Origin of the sequence: Rhizobium bangladeshense (genome assembly GCF_017357245.1) — a bacterium.
Taxonomy (GTDB): Bacteria; Pseudomonadota; Alphaproteobacteria; order Rhizobiales; family Rhizobiaceae; genus Rhizobium; species Rhizobium bangladeshense.
The window spans coordinates 3,581,948-3,600,568 of the sequence record NZ_CP071612.1; the positions used below are offsets into that span (position 1 = coordinate 3,581,948).

The 18,621-nt window shown below is 61.1% G+C and carries 14 protein-coding genes and 1 pseudogene; 2 read left to right on the forward strand and 13 right to left on the reverse strand.

Annotated elements, in window-relative coordinates; translation table 11 throughout:
* Window positions 1–37: 37 nt before the first annotated feature.
* The 6 genes from J2J98_RS17345 to J2J98_RS17370 form a co-directional block, all read right to left on the reverse strand.
* Complete coding sequence (locus tag J2J98_RS17345; protein WP_138394787.1) at window positions 38–1,675, reverse strand: hypothetical protein; 1,638 nt, start codon at window positions 1,673–1,675, stop codon at window positions 38–40.
* Window positions 1,672–2,421: an SDR family oxidoreductase gene (locus J2J98_RS17350; protein ID WP_138394788.1), complete on the reverse strand. Its 750-nt coding sequence runs from the start codon at window positions 2,419–2,421 to the stop codon at window positions 1,672–1,674. The genes J2J98_RS17345 and J2J98_RS17350 overlap by 4 nt, the downstream gene beginning before the upstream one ends.
* A complete protein-coding gene (locus J2J98_RS17355) occupies window positions 2,418–3,740 on the reverse strand; it encodes an FAD-binding oxidoreductase (protein WP_138394789.1) in 1,323 nt (440 codons plus the stop codon). Before J2J98_RS17355 ends, J2J98_RS17350 begins: the two co-directional genes overlap by 4 nt.
* Window positions 3,741–3,747: 7 nt before the next feature.
* Window positions 3,748–4,179 (reverse strand): GtrA family protein, encoded by a 432-nt coding sequence (locus tag J2J98_RS17360; RefSeq protein WP_064708861.1) that lies wholly within the window; start codon window positions 4,177–4,179, stop codon window positions 3,748–3,750.
* A 9-nt stretch (window positions 4,180–4,188) separates the two neighbouring features.
* Window positions 4,189–5,730 (reverse strand): UbiA family prenyltransferase, encoded by a 1,542-nt coding sequence (locus tag J2J98_RS17365; RefSeq protein ID WP_207603160.1) that lies wholly within the window; start codon window positions 5,728–5,730, stop codon window positions 4,189–4,191.
* Between the two features lie 640 nt (window positions 5,731–6,370).
* On the reverse strand, window positions 6,371–7,600 hold the full coding sequence (locus J2J98_RS17370) for an NAD(P)/FAD-dependent oxidoreductase (RefSeq protein WP_246569381.1): 1,230 nt from the start codon (window positions 7,598–7,600) through the stop codon (window positions 6,371–6,373).
* Here J2J98_RS17370 and J2J98_RS17375 point away from each other — a divergent pair.
* Complete coding sequence (locus tag J2J98_RS17375) at window positions 7,557–9,329, forward strand: SLC13 family permease (protein WP_207601695.1); 1,773 nt, start codon at window positions 7,557–7,559, stop codon at window positions 9,327–9,329. The genes J2J98_RS17370 and J2J98_RS17375 overlap by 44 nt on opposite strands.
* 145 nt (window positions 9,330–9,474) lie before the next feature.
* Here the strand turns inward: J2J98_RS17375 and J2J98_RS17380 are convergent, their stop codons facing one another.
* The 6 genes and pseudogenes from J2J98_RS17380 to J2J98_RS17405 form a co-directional block, all read right to left on the reverse strand.
* Window positions 9,475–10,665, reverse strand: coding sequence for a M20 aminoacylase family protein (locus J2J98_RS17380; RefSeq protein WP_207601696.1), 1,191 nt, complete (start codon window positions 10,663–10,665; stop codon window positions 9,475–9,477).
* 93 nt (window positions 10,666–10,758) lie between these two features.
* A complete protein-coding gene (locus J2J98_RS17385; protein WP_064708856.1) occupies window positions 10,759–12,264 on the reverse strand; it encodes a tripartite tricarboxylate transporter permease in 1,506 nt (501 codons plus the stop codon).
* 9 nt (window positions 12,265–12,273) lie between these two features.
* Window positions 12,274–12,735, reverse strand: coding sequence for a tripartite tricarboxylate transporter TctB family protein (locus J2J98_RS17390; RefSeq protein ID WP_138394796.1), 462 nt, complete (start codon window positions 12,733–12,735; stop codon window positions 12,274–12,276).
* A 115-nt stretch (window positions 12,736–12,850) separates the two neighbouring features.
* Entirely contained in the window at window positions 12,851–13,834 is a 984-nt protein-coding gene (locus J2J98_RS17395; RefSeq protein WP_207601697.1) for a tripartite tricarboxylate transporter substrate binding protein BugD, read from the reverse strand.
* A gap of 229 nt (window positions 13,835–14,063) precedes the next feature.
* The gene (locus J2J98_RS17400) at window positions 14,064–15,398 is read right to left on the reverse strand and encodes a sigma-54-dependent transcriptional regulator (RefSeq protein WP_207601698.1); all 1,335 of its coding nucleotides are present in this window, start codon (window positions 15,396–15,398) and stop codon (window positions 14,064–14,066) included.
* Window positions 15,395–17,267 (reverse strand): annotated as a pseudogene (locus J2J98_RS17405) (sensor histidine kinase). Before J2J98_RS17405 ends, J2J98_RS17400 begins: the two are co-directional and overlap by 4 nt.
* Before the next feature lie 109 nt (window positions 17,268–17,376).
* Between J2J98_RS17405 and J2J98_RS17410 the strand changes: the two are divergent.
* Window positions 17,377–18,039: a sulfite oxidase-like oxidoreductase gene (locus J2J98_RS17410; protein ID WP_064708851.1), complete on the forward strand. Its 663-nt coding sequence runs from the start codon at window positions 17,377–17,379 to the stop codon at window positions 18,037–18,039.
* Here the strand turns inward: J2J98_RS17410 and J2J98_RS17415 are convergent.
* Window positions 18,024–18,593 carry a hypothetical protein gene (locus tag J2J98_RS17415; protein WP_246569382.1) on the reverse strand — a complete coding sequence of 190 codons (570 nt, stop codon included), beginning with the start codon at window positions 18,591–18,593 and terminating at the stop codon, window positions 18,024–18,026. The genes J2J98_RS17410 and J2J98_RS17415 overlap by 16 nt on opposite strands.
* Window positions 18,594–18,621 lie beyond the last annotated feature (28 nt).

Consider the following 18,621-nt stretch of genomic DNA (forward strand, 5'->3'; position numbering starts at 1 on the left):
GCGCCGTCTCCCACCACCACCGACCTTTCCGTCTCAATCACTGCACCTCGCTTTGCGCCTTTACCTGCCGCCACTGGTAGACCGTCCACTCCGATGTCTTCTGAACGACCTCGAACCGTGCCGAAAGAAACGGGCCGTACAGCTCCTGCAGCGGCAGGCTGTTGATTCCTGTTTTAGGCACCATGACGATCTTTACATCTGCAAAGAGCACTTCCGGTGGGATATAGGCTTTCTCGTTGATATTGCGGTTCCAGTGAAACCAGGCGGTGTCGCCGGCAGGCGGGCGAATGCCGAGCCCCGCTGAAAAAGGGTTGACGAAATCGAGCACGAAAACGCGCTCCGGCGGTACCGGCAATGCCTGCAGCAGCGCTCCCCCGGTTACGATGTCGTCGAGATAGCGCCTTATGAAGTCAGGCTCGCCGCCAGGCGGATCGATCTCACGAACATCGTCGAAATGCGGCAGCCCGAGAGATTGCCCAGCTTTGTCCGCCGCAAGCGATGTATGCAGAATGAGGGCCGCGGCGTGATGTACGATCGGCGGTGACAGGAATAAGGCCGCGAGCACCGAAAGAGCGCCGGCAGGAAGAGCTAAACCCCCTGCCCTTCTCCCTTCATCGCCTTGCTGACGCCAGGCGGCTCTCTGCGCCAGAACGACCGCGCCGCAGTAGAGCGTGATGATGCCCCAACTGTGGGCGTTCTGATTTATGATCGCCAGGCCGCTGCCTATGCAGAACCCAGAGAAGAGAAGATCTCGGGAGCTGCGGGTTTGCCAGATGACGACCAAAACGAAGGCGGCGAATACGACGAGGTCGGAGAGGTTCTCACGCAGGTTCTTCAGGATGCTGCCGACATCGTGGCCGCCGCTGACACGCGCCGCCGCCCGCAGATCCTCTATATGCTGAGCGGTTCCGCGCCAGACGAACTCGATGGCAATCATGGCCAGTCCCGTCAGCAGCAGGGCAGTCACGGTCCAGCGGCGCTGCTGCCGGTCCAAGAGGATGACGACGAGGAGAAAGGCGGTTCCGGCAAGCCCGTAGGTCGCCTTGGTGTAGAATGAGACGAGCAGAAGAAAGACGGCGGCAAGAGCATCGGCTGCATCGTTTCGCCCGCGCTGGAGCTGCGGCGTCAGATACATCACCAGCAGCAGGCCGAGCGCGACCCAGCCGATGCGGTTATAGAACATCGCGAAGGAAGGATACCAGATGGAACTGCCGAGATTGATCGGCGCCGCGAGGATGAGAATGAGGAATATGCCGAGCGCGGCCGCCAATGACGGACTGAGACGCGACACGAGGATCCGGATCATCGCCGGGATGAAGGCGACGACAACGATAGCCATTCCAAGCGGTATGGCAGCGCCGAAATTCCCCGACAGCAGGTATCCCGCAGCCGGAAGATAAAAGACGAGCGGCCCGAGCGCCGTGTGAAAATCGCGGTTCGGCACCTGACCGAACGTGATGCGGTGCGCGCCGTCGATAAAGATCAGCACGTCATTGATAAAGGCGGCGTTGATGGTCCTGCCGGGTAGGGCAAGCATGACGGCGCAGGCCAATGCTGAGAAGATGATCGCGCCTTCTGACGACAGCACCCGCCTTATCGTTGCCGCCGGCCTCTTGCTGGCGCCTGCTCCCTTTACGATGGCCGCGAAAGCGGCGTGGTTGCCTGGTTCCGTCACAGCCGCAACCTCTTGAAGATTGGCTCGGGGATTGACCGGATCACCGTCATGAGCGGTCGCCATATCGGTCTGACGTAGACGACGTCGCCGCCCCTGCCGCCCTCGGCGACAGCAAATATCCTTTGCGCGACCTCCCGAGGTTCGGCTGTGAGAAGCGGCGGTAGCTTCATCGCGTTCGTCATGCGTGTCCGAACGAAACCCGGCTTCACGGTCAGCACGCGCACCCCGGAGCCGGACAGCCTGTTCCTCAGCCCGGACAAGAAGGCGGTCAACCCGGCTTTGGCGGCGCCATAGACATAGTTGGACGCGCGCCCGCGATCGCCGGCGACGGAGCTTATGCCGACAATGGTACCTGATCCTCTCGCCGCGAAACTTTCCGCCAGAAGACCAAGAAGCAACGCCGGTCCTTCGAAGTTCGTCCGCATGATCATGGCGGCGTGCTCGAGTTCCCGTTCGGCGCGAGACTGCTCGCCCAATTCGCCAACGACGCAGACCGCTGTGTCGGGCAGAGGCGAAACGACGCCCACGAAATCTTCGAAGCGGCTTGTAGTGAGGATATCGAGTTCGTGAACCAGGACGTTAGCGCCAGTCCGCGCGCTGATGTCGTCGGCTTCGCGTTGCACGGCGGAGCGATTTCGTCCGGCGAGAAGCACGTCCCATCCCGCTTCGGCATAGATCAGCGCCGTCGCACGGCCAATATCCGACGTCGCGCCTATCAGGAGCAGTGTCTTGCCGATCCCCTTCATATGCCGAGCCTCTTTGCCAAGCGGGAATTAAAGTGCCGATCGGCGCCCGTTACTTTTCGCAGCTCTTTGAACGCGGCCAACCGAGAGTAACCGGCCTCGAATGTTTGTCGCGACTGTCGTGCATCCTTGGCGAGATAGAGCCGCCCTCCTGCTTTGACAACCAGCTCGTCGATTTCGTCGAGCAGCCGGAACACCTCCTGCGTGACGGGAAGGTCGAGTGCGAGCGTGTAGCCCGGCGAAGGAAAGGACAGCAGCCCGTTCCCGCCCCCCAGCTTCTTCAGCACAGCAAGAAAGGAGCCTTTTCCCGAACGCGCGAAGCGGTCGAGAATGCCGCTCAGGACCGGCAGAGCGTCCTCGGCAGGGACCACGCACTGATGCTGCAGAAAGCCCCGCCTCCCGTAAAGCCGGTTCCATTCAAGGATGCCGTCGAGTGGAAAGAAGTATCTATCCCAGTGGACCAGCGACGACTTGGCCGCCTTTCGCGCTCCCGCCCTGAAATAGAGCTCGTTGAAGGCTGCTACGCTAGTTTTGTTGAGCAGCCATTGTGGCAGATCGAACGGCAGTGAAAACCTCCCCGCGTTTTTCGCTGCAAAGCGATCGGCGCCGGGCATGCCGGCGAGCTGGTCCAGCGTCGCGTGCTCACCGGCAAAGATCAGCGAGCGTCCAAGGGAAGCGCCTTGGGAAAGGGTATCGATCCAGGCGACCGAATAAGTGGCATCCTCGGTCTGCTGCAACGCCTTTAACGCCTCGCCAAGGTTTTCGGCCACGATCGTCTCTTGCGCGATCCAGCCGGATTCGATCGGCCTCAAGCGGAACGTCGCTTCCTCGACGATCCCGGTCATGCCCATACCACCGACGGTCGCGAAAAAAAGCTCGGGGTTATGCGTGCGGCTACAGGTGAGGACCTCTCCGCCGGCGCCCACCAGCTTGAACTCGATGACATGGTCACCGAACCCGCCGTCGCGATGATGGTTCTTGCCGTGAACATCAGAGGCGATCATTCCGCCGACGGTGACAAATTTCGTGCCCGGTACCACAGGCGGAAAGTAGCCTCTCGGGACAAACGAGCGCAGAATATCCGAGAGCATGACGCCCGCTTCCACGGTCAGCGTCGCATTGGCGGGATCGAACCTCCGCATCCGGCTCAGCCCACGGCACATCAAGGTGGAGTGTTCGCCGATCGCCGCGTCACCGTATGAGCGCCCATTTCCGCGCCCGATCAATCCCGTCCGGGAGGCCACGGTACCTGCGAGCGCTGCCGGCAGCCAACAGTCGATCGCCTGGCTCTCATGGCGTGGATAACGTCCCCAGCCCTCCATGCGCTTGTTACGCCTCCTCTGGTTTGAAGACGAATTTCCGGTCCAGTGTGTATTTTGAGATATAGCCGATCGCCAAACCGAGCGCTCCGCCGGTGTATTTTGCAAGCTCCGTCTTCCAGATCGTCCAAAAAGCAATTTCAAAGCCCCAGAATATGAGCGTCGTCAGGACACTGAACACGCCGTAAAGCACCACCTTCAGCATCTCGTCGCCGTACGACGTGTAGCCGTCGAAGAAGATCCACCGTTTGTCGAGGAGGTATTTCAAGCCGAAGCCGGCGGCGGTACCTGCGAGGATCGATGGCATGAGGCTCGGCGACGGCGCCAGCTCCATGACAGCAGCCTGGACCGCAAAGTTGGCGGCGGTGGAGAGCATGGCGAAGGCGAAGTAGCGGGCTGCTAGGCCCGCAGAAGTGCTTCGCTCTGAAGACTGACGAGCCATTCGGCCACCTCACATCGCGGCAACGACAAGTACGCCGGCGGCGCCGAGCGTGGCGAGGCTGACCTTGTCCCGGATCGCGAAGACTACTGGATCGTCATGCATCTGACCCCGGTGGGCGAGCATGAGGATGCGGGCGATCCAGCAGGCAAGGATCGGTCCTGCCAGCCATAACATTGCTGGCCGGGCGTAGATGTCTTGGGCGCTGTCGCTTGCAGCATAGAGGGCAAATAACGTGAGCGCGTTCATTCCCGCTCCAGCTGCCAGGGCACCCACCATACCGATATCCGCCTTCCTATAGTCGCGGCTCTTGGAGTCCGGCAGGTGCGCGGCGCGGCGCGAGATGAGCTCGGTGTATCGCTTCACCAAAGCGAGCGAGAGGAACCAGCTCATCATGAAGGCAAGCAGCCAGGGAGATGGCCACACCGAGACGGCGGCAGCGCCGCCAACCACCCGCGTGGTGTAAAGAGAGGCGAGAGCCACCACGTCCAGGATCATCTTCCGCTTGAGGAAGAAAGAGTAGGCGGTGGTCAAGGCGAAATATCCCGCGAGTACGAGCACGAAGACTGGTGACACCATGGCCGCGATCGTAAGCGACAGCAAAAGCAGGATCGGGATTGCCAAAAGGGCGTGCGACAGCGGGATCTCGCCACAGGCAAGGGGTCGGCGGCATTTGGTTTTATGACGCCGGTCGTCCTGCAGGTCGACCAGGTCGTTCAGGAGATAAACGCCCGAGGCACAAAGCGAAAAAGCCACGAAAGCCAGGGCTGCATTCGCAAGGCTATGTAGCGTAAGGAGCTGATTTGTCAGTAGCGGGATAAAGACCAACCCGTTCTTGACGTATTGATGCACCCGCAACGAACGCGCCCAAATCCGCCATGTCGGTTTGTCGTGGCTAAGATGCTCGACGTTGTCGCACTGGCGCGAAAGCTCTCGCGCAACCGCCGCCGATGTCCTTATGGCATAAGCCTTTGCGGCATGGCGCCAGACTGACAAGTCGGCCGGATCATTTCCGATATAGTCGAAGCCACCCTCCCCGAAGGCGGCGACGAGCTTGGCCGCCTTCGCCTCGGCGACACAGTTCATCGTTTCGTTCGTTGCAAACCAGCCGGTGAAGAGGCCGAGGTGGTTGGCAACCGCGCAAACCAGCCGCTCGTGGGTTGCAGAAGCGAGATAAACTGAACGCCCCTCCTCCCGTGCGCCCTTGATGACCTTCAGCACTTCCGCGTCATAAGGAAGGATAGCCGGATCGAAATCCGCTGGTTGCGAAAGGCGGTGCTTCAGACACGCCTTTCCAACGGACAGCGACCTGATGAAATCGACGATCGAATGAGGCCGACGGCTGAGCTCCGAGAAGGCCGTCTCGATCAGGAGGTCCGATCGCACCAGGGTGCCGTCGAGATCAACTACTAACGGGCGGGGCGACAGCGGTTTTTGCAGGTCCGGTGGACTATCCACCGGCAATGCCGCGGGCTCAGGTTGAGGCCACTCGTCCTCCTCGGCTCTCGGCAGAAAATCTCTTCGTAGCTGGAATTCATGATGCAGCTCGTTCAAAGGATCTCCCTTATGCTTTGAAACCGTGAGAGCCCGCCGAACCACGGCTAAGCGGTTTGGTTCCATCATCAAAATGGGTGAGTTGCTGGCGCCTGGGAGAGGCTTATCATTGGTTGATTTTTTCGCCCTCGATGCAAGACGCTCCCGGAATAATTGCATCCTCAGCCAAGTAGGGCATAGCCTGTCGTGTTCGCGTCCGACAAGTTTTCGAGCTTTGCGCAAAATCGGATGACGCATCGAAGGCGGGAACAAACCGGAGATGCGCCGGTTCGAGGACAGTATAGATTGCTGTGATCGAGTGTTATGATGAATCTTGCTCTGCTTTTCGGTGCGTTGACATTGACATGTTGGATGCTGGGAGGAGCTGTTGCAGTGCTGGGCACGGCCGAGCACTCTCGTCATCACCGGCAACAGATGCGCGGAGTCATATCGCTGGGTTTTAACCTCTTGGGTATGGCATGTGCGGTCGCGATGATGGCGATCGTGATCGCCGCATGATCGATATGCTGAATGACCTCCGAACTGCTCAGGGAAGGCGCATACCGCCACAACGACATCAGCAAGATCGCCTGTCACCCGGCAAACGCCTTGTTTTCGATGACTGCGGCGCAACGCGCCGAGTGGTTATGACAACCAAGATTCACCGCCGGCCGGGAGCCGAATGACGGCTTTCTTCCATTCGCCGAAGACGATTATGAATTGCAATGGCCGCTATTTCGCCATGGGCCATTGACACGCCGAGCTGGTTGAGACCGGTGACAACGTCCCCGACCGCATATAGTCCCGGGACCCGCGTGGCCTGATGTGCATCAACCCTTATCCGCATCTCGTCCTCGAGATCAGCGCCCAGCTGCTCCGCCAGCTGTGAGCGCGGGCGAATTCCCAATGCCGAATAGAGGACCACCCCTTCCAAGGTTGCTGAGGCCTCCATGACAAGGTCAACGGCACCATTTTCGCGACGCGAGCAGTGTATCAACTTCTCGCAGCGTATGGCGACTCCAACATCAACCAGCCGGGCCATGGTTGCTTCTGTAACGTTCATCCTTTCGCCCAGGGTCGCAATGGTGATCTTGTTCGTGAACGACCCCAGGAAACGCGCCTCGGAGGCCGCGTGCTCCGTCGCACCAATGATCACCACCGGTCGACCAGCGATTTCGTAACCATCGCAAATCGGGCAGAAGCGAAGATGTCCCGATCGGGTAAGATCGTTAGCTTGGTCGATGGGCGGCAGCGTGTCCTCAACGCCGGTCGCAAGGACGACATTTTCAGCCATCATCGAGCGGCCGGCGAATTCGACGATGAAGCCTGAATTGGCGCTCCGCCGCACCTGCGATACCGCCTCGGCCACGATCTCGATATCGAGGTTCCGCAGTTGCTTTCTCATGCGCCTGAATAGCTCGGCTCCTGCGATCCCTTCGGGAAAGGCTGGATGATTGCGAGAGAGCGGAATAAGCAGTGCGCGACTGCAACCCGAGTCTAAGACGACAACCCGCCGATTAAGCCTTTTCAGATACAGAGCGGCCGTCATCCCACCCGGCCCGGCGCCTATAACGAGGGCATCCAACTCTACGAATCCGCTTCTCATTGATTCGGCATCCTCCAAAGCTCGGCACCCCAACCACAACATGGCTCCACAGTTCCAGAAGCTTTCTCGCGAGACCTCAAGAGGTGGTGATGGTCGGGTTTCATGCGGCTTTTCTGTCGGCGCTGCATCTCGAGGTGCGCCTGTTCTGTGCTGCCAAGGAACTTGCGCTACGTTACGGCGTTTTTGAACATCTTCCTCCGCTTGGTTGTCGGCGACATCCCAGCCTCTTTCCCAGGTCCGCATGACGACACAGCAGATAATCGCATTTTCGGTCATCGCGCTCATGATGGCGGTCTTTATATGGGATCGCTTCCGCTATGATGTTGTCGCGTGTTGCGCGCTGGTGTTGGCGGTCGCGACTGGCATCGTGCCACCGGAAAAAGCGTTTTCCGGATTTTCGGACGACATTGTCGTCATCGTTGGCAGCGCGCTGATCGTCAGCGCGGGCGTGGCTCGGTCGGGCATAGTCGATTCGGCCATCAAGAGATTCTTCCCGAACCTGAACACGCTTTACGCGCAGCTCGCGCTCTTGATGATAGCAGTGGCGATCCTTTCTGCTTTCATCAAAAATATCGGCGCGCTCGCGATCATGATGCCTGTCGCCTTTCAGTTCGCAAAAAAATCCGGTGCCTCTCCATCGAAATACCTGATGCCGATGTCGTTTGCTGCTTTGCTTGGCGGACTTATGACGCAGATCGGCACGTCGCCCAATATCGTCGTGTCGCGGCTGCGGGAGGAGATGACGGGAGCCTCCTTCACCATGTTCGACTTCACACCTGTAGGCGGTATTCTAACGGTTGTCGGCATCGCCTTTCTCTTGTTTTTCCATTGGTTGGTGCCAAGCCGCACCAAGCAGAACAGCTCGATCGAAGATGCAATAGAGATCAAGAACTACACGAGCGAAGTCGCAATCACGCACCAGTCGACGCTGCTAGAGCAGGCACTGAGTGACCTCCTGAAGCTCGGCGATGGTGAGGTCATAGCCACGGCCGTGCTGCGCGGCGGCACCCGGATGGCTGCATTCCCCGATCTCACACTCCGAAATGACGATATCGTCATGCTGGAAGGTCCCTCGGCAGCGATAGACCGCATCGTCTCCCAAGGGAAACTGAAGCTCTCCGGCAAGCCTCTTCCGCAAGATGGCCAGCGGGAAGCGGACATCATTTCGCTCGAGGCAATCGTCAGTCAGGAATCGTCACTCGCTGGCCTTTCGGCAAAAGAACTGGCGCTTTCCTATACGCGCGGGGTCAACCTTCTGGCGATCAGCCGGCGCGGTGAACGCCTCAAGGAACGGCTGGGAAGCTTGACCCTGAGCACGGGCGATGTGCTCCTCTTGCAAGGCAGCCGGGCAAGCCTGACTGCTCTTCTGCAGGATTTCGGCCTTCTGCCACTCGCCCAGCGAGAAGTGCTGCTCGGCACCCGCCGCCGCGCCTTCGTTCCGCTTCTCATCCTGGCGCTCGCCATGGCGGCAACTGCCGTCGGCCTCGCGCCGGTTCCGGTGGCTTTCTTCACAGCCGCCCTCGGCATGGTTGTTTTCCGGGCTATCCCACTCGCCGATATCTATAAATCGGTAGATGGCCCGATCCTGATGATGCTCGCAGCCCTCATTCCTGTCTCGGATTCGTTGCGCACCTCCGGCGGCAGCGATTTGATCGCCGGCTGGTTGGGTGAGGTGGCAATGAATCTGCCGGCATGGGGTGCGCTTGGCCTGATTTTGCTAACGGCCATGGCCGTCACACCCTTCCTCAACAACGCCGCCACGGTTCTCGTGATGGCGCCGATCGCCGCCAGCTTTGCAACGAATCTAGGCTTCAGACCGGAAGCCTTCCTGATGGCGGTAGCGGTTGGCGCGGGTTGCGACTTCCTCACGCCTGTCGGCCATCAATGCAACACGCTCGTCTTCGGTCCTGGCGGTTACAAGTTTTCCGACTATCCGCGTCTCGGCCTGCCGCTGTCGGCGTTGATCATTCTCGTTAGCGTGCCGGCGCTGCTGTTTGTATGGCCGGTCAACTAGCGGCAGTTGATTCACCCTGCATCCCACTTCTCTGCTGAAGCGAAAAGCCACGAGCTTCCGCCAATCGGGACGAGCATGCGAACGACGTCTCACTTCCGATAAGTCGTGCCAATCGAACGTGATTGCCACAGCCGCAAATCAGCGATTACGCGGCATTGAATGCCGGTTCAAGCTTCAACTCCCGCTCCACCAGCGCCGCCCAGTAAGCTGCCCCATATCCAAGCGCCCCGTCGTTGAAATCATAAGCCGTGTTGTGATGCAGCGCTCCATCCACCGCCGGCCCGTTCCCCAACCAGGCATAACAACCAGGCACATTCTCCGCGAAGAAGGCGAAGTCGTCCCCGGCAGTCGAGGGTGGAAAGATTGTCCGCACCTTCTCGCCAAATGTCGAGCCGGCGGCGGCAAGTGCCCGGGCGGTTGCATCCGCATCATTGACGACAGGGGGAATGCGCCGCTCGAAACGAAAATCGGCTGATATGCCGTACATGGCAGCCGTTCCGCTCGCCAATCGGCCGATCTCAGTTTCCAGCTGATCACGCACCTCGGGCGTATAGGCGCGCGCCGTCCCCCCGATCTCGACGATATCAGGAATGACGTTCAGTGCCTTGCAGTCACCCGCCTGCAGGAAACAGGCGCTGACGACGGCCGGTTGCAGCGGATCGACCACCCGTCCGGCGATCGTTTGCAGCGATGACAGGAAGGTACCGGCTGCCGTGATCGGATCGCGACCGAGATGCGGCTTGGCGCCATGCGTGCCGACCCCACGAAATGTGACGTGCCAGCTGTCGGAGGAAGCTAGCTGCGGCCCCTCGACGATGGCGATCTCGTCAATCGACAGCCCCGGCATATTGTGCAGGCCATAAACGGCATCGCAGGGGAAAAGCCGGAAAAGCCCCTCTTCCACCATGCGTTTTGCACCGCCGCGGCCTTCTTCTGCCGGCTGAAAGATGAAATGCACCGTGCCGGAAAAAACCTGCGTCGCCGCCAGATACCGCGCGGCGCCGATCAACATTGCCGTATGGCCGTCATGGCCGCAGGCATGCATCTTTCCCGGAGATTTCGATTTATGGGGCCGCTCCGCCATTTCCGGCATGGCGAGGGCATCCATGTCGGCCCTCAGCCCGATCCTGCGCGTGCCATTGCCGACTTGCAGCGTTCCGACGACGCCGGTGCCGGCCAGCCCGCAATGCACGGTGATGCCGGCCTCCTCGAGAATTTTGGCGACGATCCCGGCGGTGCGTTGCTCCTCGAAGCCAAGTTCGGGATGGGCGTGCAGATCGCGGCGCAAGGCGGTGAGGAACGGCAGATCGTCCTTGATCCCGACGGGGATGCTCATGGGTCTGGATATCCCTTCATGCGAAACGGGCGCCCGAACGGCGCCCGTGCCAGATCATTTCCTTGTTCATCAAACAGCCCGCGAGTTCAACCCTTAAGCCTCTTCGACGAACACCTCCTCGCGCTTCTTCCTGACGCTGGGCAGGAAGACGACGATCAGCACAGCGACCGCGATTGCCAGAAGCGTGGCGCTGATCGGCCGCGTGATGAAGGTACTGGGATCGCCACGCGACAGTATCATGGCGCGTCTGAGGTTCTCCTCCAGCAACGGCCCGAGCACGAAGCCGAGCAGCAGCGGTGCCGGCTCGCAGCGCAGTTTTGCCAGGACGTAGCCGATCAGGCCGAAGAAGGCGACGGCATAGAGGTCGTAGACGTTCGAATTGACGCTGTAGACCCCGATCGAGCAGAAGGCCATGATGATGGGGAAGAGCACGTAGTAAGGCACGGTCAACAGCTTCACCCAGAGCCCGATCAGCGGCAGGTTGAGGATGACAAGCATCAGATTGCCGATCCACATAGAGGCGATGATGCCCCAGAACAGCGCCGGCTGCTCGGTAGCGACGTTCGGTCCCGGCACGATGCCCTGGATGATCATCGCGCCGATCATCAGCGCCATGACCGGATTGGCGGGAATGCCGAGCGTCAGAAGCGGGATGAACGAAGTCTGCGCACCGGCATTGTTGGCCGATTCCGGTCCCGCGACGCCGGCGACCGCACCCTGGCCGAATTCCTCCGGCGTCTTCGACATGCGCTTTTCCACCGTATAGGAGGCGAAGGCTGCAAGAATTGCGCCGCCACCCGGCAGAATACCGAGCGCCGAACCGATCGCCGTGCCGCGAATGACCGGAGCGATCATTGCCTTGAATTCCTGACGCGATGGCAACAGGCCGGACACCTTGGCCATCAGCACAGTGCGTGTCGATTCCCCCTCGAGATTTCGCAGGATTTCCGCCACCCCGAAGACGCCGACGGCGAGCGCCACGAAATTCAGCCCGTCCGCATATTCACGAATGCCGAGCGTGAAACGCGGCGTACCGGTATAGATATCGGTGCCGACGAGGCCGAGCAGCAGCCCGAGCGCCACCATCGCCAGCGCCTTGACGACCGAGCCATGCGCCAGCGCGATCGAGGAGACGAGACCGACGATCATCAGCGAGAAATACTCGGCCGCGCCGAATTGCAGCGCAATATCAGTAAGCGGCGGTGCGAAGATCGCCACGAGGAAGGTCGAGACCGTACCGGCAAAGAACGAGCCGAGGGCCGCGATGGCGAGTGCTGCCCCCGCCCTGCCTCTGCGCGCCATCTGATAGCCGTCGATCGCGGTGACGGCGGAAGAGGATTCGCCCGGCATGTTGATAAGGATAGCCGTCGTCGAGCCGCCATACTGGGCGCCGTAATAGATGCCGGCGAGCATGATCAGCGAGGAGACCGGCTCAAGCTGGAAGGTGATCGGCAGAAGCATGGCGATCGTCGCCGTGGCGCCGATGCCGGGCAGGACTCCGATCAGTGTGCCGAGCAGGACACCGATCAGGCAGAAGAGAAGATTGTCGAGTGTCGCCGCCGTGGCAAAACCGAGCGCGAGATTGCTGAAGAGATCCACCATCGCCTCCTAGAACCGGACCCAGGGGCCGAAACGCTCGAACGGCAGCCCGAGCCCATAGCTGAAAACAGCGACCGAAAAGATCGTCAGCAGCAGCGACAGGATGACCGCATACACCACGTTCATCCTGCGCGACGCGAAGCAGGCAATGAAGGCGGTGAAGAACAACGCCGGCGCAAATCCAAGCCCTCGCACCGTCAGTCCGAAGAAGACGGGAGCCGGCAGGATGAAGAGCATGCCGCGCCAGGCGAAGGGATCGACAGGCTCCCCCTCTACCCGCAGCGCCTGAATGAAGATGATTGCGCCGAGAAGTATCAGCGCGCAGGCAAGGATGAACGGGAAATAGCCGGGACCCATGCGCAACGCAGTGCCGAGATCGAGCCCCAGCGACTGGAGGGCAAAGAAGGCGCCGGTCGCGATGAAAAGCGCGCCGCAGATCGCATTGGTGGTATCGAAACTGATGGATTTCATGGTGTCTCCTGGAGTTGGAGATGGTTCACGTGACGCCGTTACTGCAGCGGTTGCCCTTCATCCTCCTGCTGTCCCCTTCTCCCCGCACGCGGGAAGAAGGGGATTGAAGGAGTATTCAGTCGGCGTATTCGCCGGCCGCTTCGATCACCGGCTTCCAACGTGCAATCTCGCTTTCGAGCTTGGCTTTCAAAGCAGCAGGCGTCGCATCCGCGTCGGAAGACGGCACCGTGCCGAGCTCGGCGAAACGGGCGCCGACATTGGGATCCTTCAGTGCCACCTGCAGCGACTTCGACAGGCGCTCGTTGATCTCGGCCGGTGTGCCTTTCGGCGTGTAGATGCCGTGCCAGATGCCGACTTCAAAGTCCGGCAAACCAGCTTCAACAGCCGTCGGAACGTCCTTCAGCACGTCAAGACGCTTCGGCGAGGTCACCGCATAGGCCTTGATCGTACCGCCCGTGATCTGCTTCGTCGTGTTGGTGGTCTGGTCGCACATGATATCGACCTGACCTCCGAGCAGATCGGTCATGGCAGGGCCCGTGCCCTTGTAGGGAACGGTCGTGAGCGGGGTCTGGATGGCGCTCATGAACATCATGCCGCAGAGATGCGAGGCCGCACCGATGCCGGCATTGGCAACGGTCACCTTATCATTGTTGGCCTTGACATAGTCGATCAGGCCCTTGAGGTCGGCCGGCTCGAAGTCCTTTCGCGCAACGATCGTCATCGGCACATCGGTGACGAGACCGACATATTCGAAGGCGCCGAGCGTGTCATAGGCGAGCTTGCGATAGAGCGTGGCGCTGGTCGCCATGCCGATATGGTGCAGCAGGATGGTGTAGCCGTCGGGGTCGGCATTCGCCACGCGGCCGGCGCCGAGCGTGCCGCCTGCGCCGCCGACATTTTCAACGACGATTTGCTGGCCGAGATCCTTCGACATGGATTCGGCGACGAGGCGTGCAACCGTGTCCGTTGGACCGCCGGCTGCAAAGGGCACGACCATGGTGATGGTGCGTTCGGGATAGGTCTGCGCCGAAGCGACGGCGGCGAGAAGAGAGACCGCGGCAGCCGCGGTCAGGCCGAGCATGGCCTTCAGGATTTTCATCTTTTCCTCCCTGATGAAATAAGCGGGCCCGCCGACACATCCTCCGCGCCGGTTCGGATTTCCTATTTGCCGCCGGGAACAAGCGAGCCGCAATCATCACCGCTGCTTTCGCAAGACAATTCTGTGACGGTGCAATGCAGCATGGGTCGATTTGGAAACATATGGCCGATGCGATGGGTGGAAATCCACCCATCGCATTCTGAGAAGGTGCCCATCAAGCAAGGCAGGGCTAGCTTTCAGTGATCATCATCCGCTTGTCGAGGCCGTATTTCTGCATCTTTTCGTAAAGAGTCTTGCGGGAAATGCCGAGCGACTCATAGACCGGCCTGAGGCTGCCGCCGTGCGCCACCAGCGCGCTGGCAATGACCCCTCGCTCGAATTCGGCGACCCGGTCCGCAAGCCCCGTCGCTTCCTCAGCCTGCCGTCCCCCATTATCGAGGCCGAGCACCAGACGATCGGCGGCGTTCCTGAGTTCGCGTACATTGCCGGGCCAGTCGCGCTGGCCAATGTCGGAGATCACCTCCGGCGGCACCGCCACTTCGTCGCGGCCATAGCGGGCGGCGGCCTCCCGCACCAACTGCAGGAAAAGCAGTGGAACGTCCGCCCGCCGCTGCGAGAGCGATGGCACGTGCAGCGTCGCGACGTTCAGCCGGTAGAAAAGATCGGCGCGGAAGCGGCCGGCGGCTACCTCCGCTTCCAGATCCACCTTGCTCGTCGCGATGAAGCGCACGTCGAGAGGCACGACCTCGTTCGATCCGAGCCTGGAGATCACCCGCTCCTGCAGCACCCGCAGGAACTTCGCCTGCAGATCGAAAGGCATGGAGCCGATCTCGTCGAGCAGGATCGTGCCGCCGCGCCCATGCTCGAACTTTCCGTAGCGGGGCCTGACAGCGCCAGGAAAAGCGCCGGGCTCATGGCCGAAGAGCTCGCTCTCGATGAGGTTCGCTGGCAGCGCGGCGCAATTGATCGCAATAAATGGCCGGCTCGCGCGGGCGCTGATATCGTGAAGCGCGCGAGCGACCACTTCCTTGCCCGCCCCGGTATCTCCCACGATGAGCGTATCGGCATCGCTGGCGCCGATCGCGCGGATGCGATAGCGCAGATCCACCATAACCTGAGTGCGCCCCGGCAGCCGCGCCTCGATGTCATCGCGTTTGCCGGCGACCGCCTTCAGCAGCCGGTTTTCGAGCACCAAGCCACGCCGCTCCATCGCCCGGCGGATGACGCCGGCGAGCATCTCAGGTGTGAACGGCTTCTCGATGAAATCATAGGCACCTTCGCGCATCGCCTTGACCGCAAGCTGTACGTCGCCGTGGCCGGTGACGAGAATGACAGGCACCTCCTGATCGATCTCGCGGATTTTCTGCATCAAAGTCATGCCGTCCATGCCGGGCATACGGATATCGCTGACGACGACGCCGGGAAAGCTGTAGCCGATCAGCTCCAGCACATGATCGCCGCTCGAAAAGGTCTCGACGCTGAAGCCGGAGAGCTCCAGCGCCTGCGCCGTCGAGCGGCGCAGTTCCTCCTCGTCGTCAACCAGCAGGATCTTGGCCTCGTTCATTCCGCCGCCTCCGGCATCAGCCCAGCCGACGATTGCAGCTCGATGCGGAACACCGCGCCTCCTTGAGGATGATTGGCGGTAGTCAGGCTGCCGCCGAAATCCTTGACGATGTTATAGGAGATCGAAAGCCCGAGGCCGAGCCCCTTGCCCACGCCCTTGGTCGTGAAGAAGGGGTCGAAGATGCGCTCGGCGATTGCCGCTGGCACGCCCGGTCCGTGGTCGCGCACCGTCAGCACCACCTTGCCGGCCTCCTCGAAGGCGGAAACCTCGATGCGTCTGTCATCCAGGCCTTCTACCGCATCGGCGGCATTGGAGATCACATTCACCAGCACCTGCTGCAGCCGCACCGAACCGGCGCGCACGACCGGCGGCGGCGTTCCGAGATCGAGCCGGAGCTCGGCGTCCGCCGCCTTCAGCCGCCAGGCGATGATCTCCAGCGTGTCGCGCATCGCCTCGTCGAGTGAAACCGGCCCAAGCTTCTCGTTCGGCTTGCGGGCAAAGTTGCGCAGGTGCCGGCTGATCGAGGCCATGCGGTCGATCAGCCCGCTGATCCGCCTTATGTTGTCTTGCGCCTCATCCATCCGGCCGCGGTCGATCAGCACCGAAGCACTGTCCGTATAGGTCTTGGCGGCGGCAAGCGGTTGGTTGAATTCATGCGACAGCGCGGCTGACATCTGCCCGAGCCCGGCGAGTTTGCCTGCCTGGATGAGATCGGCCTGTGTCTGGCGAAGCTGCTGCTCGGTCAGCCGCCGCTCGGCGATTTCCTCCTCGATGCGGCTGTTGACCCGAGCAAGATCGGCCGTGCGCTCCTCCACCCGCCGCTCGAGTTCGTTGCGCGCTTCGGCCTGCATCTGCATGCGCTCGGCCAGCCGCGCCCGCCGCTGGCGAATGACCGCCACAGCAAGCCCGGCGATGCAAAGGATGAGAAAGACGGCGACAAGCGCGGTGCGCGCCTGGGTGCGGATCGAGCTCGTCTCCATCAGCACATTCACCGTCCAGTCCTCCGCAGGCATGTAATGCGACAGCATCAGATATTCGCTTGCGCCCCGGTCGCTCGCAAGCGTCATCAGATCATGCGTCTCGAAGCGATGACGCGTCACCGGCAGCGCCGTCAGCATCGCATTGGCATAGCGCCGCGACGTCTCGGTGCGGGCGATACGATCGGCCGTTAGCGGCAGGATCGCGCCATAGAGCCACTCCGGACTGCCGGACATGAAAATGATACCCTCGGGATCGGAGACGAAGATCTTGTATTCGCCGCCGCTCCAGGAGGATTCGATCATGTCGATATCGACTTTGAAGACGATGACGCCGCGAATATCCGCGCCGACCCTGATCGGCGCCGAAAAATAGTAGCCGCGCTTCAGCGACGTGGTGCCGAGGGCGTAAAACCGCGCTTGCCTCCCTTCGATTGCTTCCTGGAAATAGGGCCGGTAGTTGAAATTCTGGCCGACGAAGCTTCCCGGTCCATCATAATTGCTCGCCGCGATGGTCTCCCCGTCCGGCTTCACCACATAGATGTCGGAGGATTTCAGAAGCCCGTTGATCTCCTTGAGATAGAGATTGGCCGCATCACGCAACGCCGTATCGTCGGGCGCGCTGACCAGTTCCTTGATATCGTCGTGATCGGCGATCAGTGCCGGCAGCGCCTCGTAGCGGTTGAGGTGGCCACTGAGTGCCGAGACGGCAAGGCGCAGCGCGGTTCCCGCCTGGGCGGAAGCCTCCTGCATATAGGCGCGCGTCGCAATCGCGCTTCCATAGGTGAAGAAGGCGAAAATGGCGAGCGGCACCAACATGAGCGCCGCGATGGCACGATATCTCGAAGACAGATCCGCTCCTCCCTTCTGCCTTCACTCCCCAGCAAGGCATGCCCGACGCCTCAGTTTAATGAGGCAAGCGAGGATTTCCAAGGGCTCGCCGAAACTTGACACTCGGCAGGGACGGATGTCCTATTGCTGCACCGCAAGGAGACCCGCTCATGAGCGACGACCAGACGCCCGCCGACAGCAAGCTCACCAACTCCAAGCGCCGCTGGGCGTCCGAGGGCAAGTTCCTGACCGGCCGCATCAGCAGGCCGGACACGGAACGCCTGCCGCCCGGCCAGCACCTCGTCAAGAACTGGCCGGTGCTCGATCTCGGGCAGCAGCCGGTCATTTCCACCGAGAGCTGGCGGCTTGAAGTGCGCGGCCTGGTCGAAACGACGCTCACCCTTGCCTGGGCCGATTTTCAGGCCATCGAGCAGAGCACCAGGGTCAGCGACATCCACTGCGTCACTACTTGGTCGCGCTACGATAACAAATGGAACGGCGTTTCGACGCGTGATCTGCTCGACCGCGCCATGCCGAATCCGGAAGCAGCCTTCGTCATGCTGACAAGTTACGACGGCTATACCACCAATCTGCCGCTTGCCGATTTCGCTGCCGAGGACGCGATCCTGGCGACCTCCTGGGAAGGCCTACCGCTGACACCGGAGCACGGTGGGCCGATGCGCCTCGTCGTGCCGCATCTTTATTTCTGGAAGAGCGCCAAGTGGCTGCGCCGCATCGAACTGCTAGCCGCTGACGAAGCCGGTTTCTGGGAAAAGAACGGCTACCACATGTATGGTGATCCGTGGCGCGAGCAGCGCTATTCCGACGACTGAGCCTTCGGCCGCAGGACGTGGCGAAGCGCAAGCACCGCGAGACCGAACAGAGCGGCCAGCCCCGTCAGTGACGCCATGCTGGCAGGATGAAGCGGCACCCTGCTCCAATTCGGCTTGACGATATTGGCGGTGTTAAAGGCCTCGCCGCTGAACTGGCAGGTGATGAAGGCAAGCCCGCGGCCCGCCATCTCGGCGTCGATGGCCGAGATGATTTCGCCCGCCGCGGCCGCCTCGCGCGGCATCTCACGCATCGCCATCAGCACGGCTTTCGTCGCCGCGAGATAGGCGTGGGCGCATTCGTTGAACGGGCTTTGCTCGTCCGTCACGCTCCCCGGCATCTGTCCCCAGAGGCAGTAGGAATACTGAATTTCCGCGTAGTTCAGGACACGCCGGAACGGTTCGTTCGTATCGGCCGCCCGTGATGCCAGCATGCTGATCTTGCTGCGATAATCCGAAATGACCGCCATTTCGCCGTGGGAAATTGCCGGAATCTCGAGGCCGGCATGGGTGCCGCCAGAGCTGCCCCCATGGGCAAGAGCACTTCCGATAAACATTGGCAACAGGCTTGCGATGAGACTGAGA

Coding starts and splice junctions, on each gene's coding strand:
- J2J98_RS17360 (WP_064708861.1), bottom strand. CDS start 4,179: ATGGCTCGTCAGTCTTCAGAGCGAAGCACTTCTGCGGGCCTAGCAGCC.
- J2J98_RS17395 (WP_207601697.1), bottom strand. CDS start 13,834: ATGAAAATCCTGAAGGCCATGCTCGGCCTGACCGCGGCTGCCGCGGTC.
- J2J98_RS17350 (WP_138394788.1), bottom strand. CDS start 2,421: ATGAAGGGGATCGGCAAGACACTGCTCCTGATAGGCGCGACGTCGGAT.
- J2J98_RS17370 (WP_246569381.1), bottom strand. CDS start 7,600: ATGAGCGCGATGACCGAAAATGCGATTATCTGCTGTGTCGTCATGCGG.
- J2J98_RS17355 (WP_138394789.1), bottom strand. CDS start 3,740: ATGGAGGGCTGGGGACGTTATCCACGCCATGAGAGCCAGGCGATCGAC.
- J2J98_RS17390 (WP_138394796.1), bottom strand. CDS start 12,735: ATGAAATCCATCAGTTTCGATACCACCAATGCGATCTGCGGCGCGCTT.
- J2J98_RS17375 (WP_207601695.1), top strand. CDS start 7,557: ATGACGACACAGCAGATAATCGCATTTTCGGTCATCGCGCTCATGATG.
- J2J98_RS17380 (WP_207601696.1), bottom strand. CDS start 10,665: ATGAGCATCCCCGTCGGGATCAAGGACGATCTGCCGTTCCTCACCGCC.
- J2J98_RS17400 (WP_207601698.1), bottom strand. CDS start 15,398: ATGAACGAGGCCAAGATCCTGCTGGTTGACGACGAGGAGGAACTGCGC.
- J2J98_RS17410 (WP_064708851.1), top strand. CDS start 17,377: ATGAGCGACGACCAGACGCCCGCCGACAGCAAGCTCACCAACTCCAAG.
- J2J98_RS17415 (WP_246569382.1), bottom strand. CDS start 18,593: ATGTTTATCGGAAGTGCTCTTGCCCATGGGGGCAGCTCTGGCGGCACC.